This window comes from Novosphingobium sp. (genome assembly GCF_040079535.1).
Taxonomy (GTDB): Bacteria; Pseudomonadota; Alphaproteobacteria; order Sphingomonadales; family Sphingomonadaceae; genus Novosphingobium.
On record NZ_JBEBKB010000079.1, the window covers coordinates 1 to 3,590 of the forward strand.

The 3,590-nt window shown below is 63.4% G+C and carries 5 protein-coding genes and 1 pseudogene; all 6 read right to left on the reverse strand.

Annotated elements, in window-relative coordinates; genetic code table 11:
• Positions 1-115 precede the first annotated feature (115 nt).
• Positions 116-859 carry a flagellar type III secretion system pore protein FliP gene (fliP, locus tag ABL914_RS13805; RefSeq protein WP_391563768.1) on the reverse strand — a complete coding sequence of 248 codons (744 nt, stop codon included), beginning with the start codon at positions 857-859 and terminating at the stop codon, positions 116-118.
• Positions 856-1,125, reverse strand: coding sequence for a flagellar biosynthetic protein FliO (locus tag ABL914_RS13810; RefSeq protein WP_391563769.1), 270 nt, complete (start codon positions 1,123-1,125; stop codon positions 856-858). The genes fliP and ABL914_RS13810 overlap by 4 nt, the downstream gene beginning before the upstream one ends.
• Positions 1,122-1,394 carry a flagellar motor switch protein FliN gene (gene fliN / locus ABL914_RS13815; RefSeq protein ID WP_391563770.1) on the reverse strand — a complete coding sequence of 91 codons (273 nt, stop codon included), beginning with the start codon at positions 1,392-1,394 and terminating at the stop codon, positions 1,122-1,124. The genes ABL914_RS13810 and fliN overlap by 4 nt, the downstream gene beginning before the upstream one ends.
• A gap of 21 nt (positions 1,395-1,415) precedes the next feature.
• Positions 1,416-2,303 (reverse strand): FliM/FliN family flagellar motor switch protein, encoded by an 888-nt coding sequence (locus tag ABL914_RS13820; protein ID WP_391563771.1) that lies wholly within the window; start codon positions 2,301-2,303, stop codon positions 1,416-1,418.
• Positions 2,300-2,905, reverse strand: a complete 606-nt coding sequence (fliL, locus tag ABL914_RS13825; protein ID WP_391563772.1) for a flagellar basal body-associated protein FliL — start codon at positions 2,903-2,905, stop codon at positions 2,300-2,302. The genes ABL914_RS13820 and fliL overlap by 4 nt, the downstream gene beginning before the upstream one ends.
• A gap of 26 nt (positions 2,906-2,931) precedes the next feature.
• Positions 2,932-3,590 (reverse strand): annotated as a pseudogene (locus ABL914_RS13830) (hypothetical protein); the annotation flags it as partial.

Consider the following 3,590-nt stretch of genomic DNA (forward strand, 5'->3'; position numbering starts at 1 on the left):
CGGAGGGGGAATGGCGCCAGGGTTGAGACCCCTGCGTCACCGTCTCGCGGCGTCAGTTCCCCGTTTGTGGCAGTCGCCAAAAACGGGGCGAATCGGACCATTGCTTGCCGCCACATCACCCGAAACTCGCGGCCAAACTGCCCATCAGCAGTGCCCAGCCATCGACCAGCACAAACAGCAGCAGCTTGAACGGCAAGGATACGATCGTCGGGCTCATCATCATCATCCCAAGGCTCATCAGCACGGATGAGACCACCAGATCGATCACCAGAAACGGCAGAAACAGCATGAAGCCAATCTGGAAGGCGGTCTTCAGCTCGCTTGTGACGAAGGCCGGAAGCAGGATCGAGAACGGCACGTCGGTTGCTTGCGCAAATTTGGGGGCCTTTGCCATTTCGGCGAACATCATCAGATCCTTTTCTCGGGTCTGGCGGATCATGAATTTGTGAAATTCTGCGCCGCCGGCGGCAAAGGCCTGTTCGGCATTGATCGTGCCGGCCGAATAGGGCTGGATTGCCCGTGCATTCACCTGATCCAGCGTTGGGGCCATCACGAACAATGACAGGAACAGCGAAAGCCCGACCAGCACCTGGTTGGGCGGGCTTTGCTGCAGCCCCAGGGCTTGACGCAGGATTGAAAGCACCACCAGCACGCGGGTGAAGCTGGTCATCATCAGGATCAGCCCCGGCAACAGCGTAAGCAGGCCCATCACCAGCAGCAGCTGCAATGACATCGACAGGCCGGGTCCGCCGCTGGGCCCAACCTGGCCCAATGCCCGGTCCAGCGCACCGGGGATTGCGCTTTGGGCGTGGGCCATGGCGGGAAGCAGCAGCGCGGGCAGGGCGAACAGGCGTCTCATTCACCCAGCTCCCGCGCGGGTGCTTCGCCCAGCCGGGTCAGCCCCTGACGCGAGGCTGAAACCAGAATTTCGCGATCACCGAACTGGATCACCGCCAGTTTCAATCCGGGCGAAAGCATGGTGGTTTCGATAATCCTGAACCGCTTGGCCGGCCCGCCGGTTACACCCAGCCGGGCCTGCGCCTTTTGCGCCAGTTTAAGGCTGCCCCAGGCCAGCGCGCCGATCAGCGGCAGCAGCACGATCAGCTTGATCACATACCAGATCATGCGGCGTCCTCCCCGCCTGAAGCGGCGCCAGCCATTTCAACGATGCGCAGGCCAAAGCGGTTGCCCTGGGCTATGATCTCGCCGCGGGCGATCAGCTTGCCATTCACGTGCACGTCAAGCAGCTCGTCGGTTAGCCGTTCAAGCATAACGACGCTGTCTTCGCTTAGCGCCAGTACGTCCTTCAGTTTCATATCGGTGCGGCCGAGTTCGACCGAAAGGCGAACATCGACTTCTTTCAAAAGGTCGAAGCCGCGGGTGTGGATGGTCATGTTGGTCCCCTGTCCAAAAATCTAAACGACGATCTGCGAAAGGCGGATCGCCACGCAATCATCCTGTGCGCCAATGGTGCCGCGCGCGATCACCGCGCCGGCGATTGAAAGCGGCACGGCCCGGGCCACCGCCACAGGCAGCACCGCGCCGGGTTCCAGCCGGCTCACCGCCGCCAATGGCACCTTCATATCGACCAGTGTTGCCACCAGCGGCAGCGGCACATCGGCAAACGGAGCGGCGGCCGGATCTGCCGGGCCGGATTGGCGCTTTGCTGCGGCGCCCTGGCTGGCGCCCAGCACTTTGGGCAGTGCCGCCAGCGGCAGGGCAAGGCGCAATTTCCACGGGGCGCGGGCTCCTTCCATGATCTCGATTGGCAACAGCACCAGCGGCGCACCAGCCGGGAAGGGGGCCAGCTCTTCGATCCGCGGATTGCGTTTGAGGGCGCGCAAGGGCCCTTCGCCCAGCGCTTCACCCAATGCCGCTGCAACCACTGTTTCAAGCCGTTCGATCAGCAACTGAGCCGATAGCGGAAAACTGAGCGGCACCGGCCCGCCGGGTTCGCCCTTGCCGCCATAGGCACGGTCAACCAGCCGCAGAACGGCCGATCCCTCGATCGAGGCGAGCAGGGTTACTCCCGGTGCAGCCGGTGCCAGCAGGCTGTTGGCGGCCAAGGCGCCCAGTTCTTGCGCCAGATTGTTTTCGCGCAGTTCGCACGGTGCCAAAGCTGTAACGCTGGGCGCATCGCCGCCGATAAGATCAGCCAGTCCCGGGGCCAGCGCACGGGCAAATCGTTCACCCGCGCGCGACAGTGCCGGCAACAGATCGACAGCTTCGGGGCCGCTGCGTAGCAGTTCCTCGCAGTGCTGCGCAGCGGCGCGTTCTGCGATAAAGGAATGGTCGGTTTTCATTGGACCAGAAAGCTCTTGAAGTGGACCTGATCGACCCCGCCGAAACCCTCGGTTTCGGTCAGCACTTTGTTGATCGCCCCGGTCAGCCGTTTTTGCAGGCGTTCCTTGCCTTCAGGGGTGAAGGCATCTTCCTCGGGCGTATCGGCCAGCACCACCAGGATTTCGCTGCGGATCGCCAGCTCATGCTTTTTGAGCCACATCAGCACCCGGCCATCGCGGCGGGTAGAGCAGGCGATATTGATCTGGACCAGCGAGCTGGAATTCTTGAGATTGGACGTGAAGTCATCGGCGAAGGCGTAATAGCTGGTCTTGTATTCGCTGCCGCCTTCACCCTCTACCTCGGCCCCGGCGCCTTCGCCCTCCTTGGCCTCGGTCTTGGGGGCATAGGGATCTTCCTCGCCCTTTTTGACTAGCTTGGGGACATCCTTTTCCTTCTTCTTTTCGCCCTCCTCGCCGTGACCGATCATCCCGGCCTGAACCAGGGCAAATGTGCCGCCACCGCCGGCCGCAATCAGCACCAGCGCGCCGATCGCCTTGACCATCAGGCCTTTGCCCTTTTTCTTCTTCTTGGGCTTGTCATCACTGTCGTGTTTGTCACTCATCTGTCAGTCCCCCGGGGTTATCTGGATCAGGCAAAAATGCCGCTGCGGTGATCGCTGTCCTTGCCGGATGCGGCACGGGCGCGTGGTTGGTGTTCAAGGCGGTTGTGGGCATCGCTGCGGCGCTCATTCGATTGGCCGCGCTGGTTGCCGTTTTGCGAAGCTTGCGCCCCTTGTCCGTCGCTGCGCCCACTGCTTTGCTGGCCGGTGCTCTCGGCACTGCGAGCCTCACCAATCGGCATGACCGGCGGGGCGGCTTGCGCGGCGATGCGGGCAAAATCGGGATCAGCACTGGCCAGGGAAACCGCCAGAATGCCGTCCTCTTGCCGGAAGTTCAGCTGGATCCGGCCAAAATCGGCGTGGGGCAGACTGATCGAGACGGCCTGCGGTGCGGCCGTCTCGCGCGCGGCAGAAAGCCGTTCGATCAGGGCGGCGAAATCGTGGGGCTGGGGTCGCGGGGCCGCCGTCAGGGGGGCCGCCGGTGCCAGGGGCAGTGCGGCTTGCGGGGCAGCAATTGGCAGCATCGCGGGCATTTCGGCCGCACCATCTTCGCCCAGCAGGGCCGCTGCCAATGCCGGTGTGCGGACTGCCGCAGGTGCAATGCTGCGGAGCGGCTCTGCCAGCGCAACGTCGATCCGCAGCTGAGCCAGCGGCGGCGCTGCGCCTTGCGGCTGGACGGCCTGCGCAG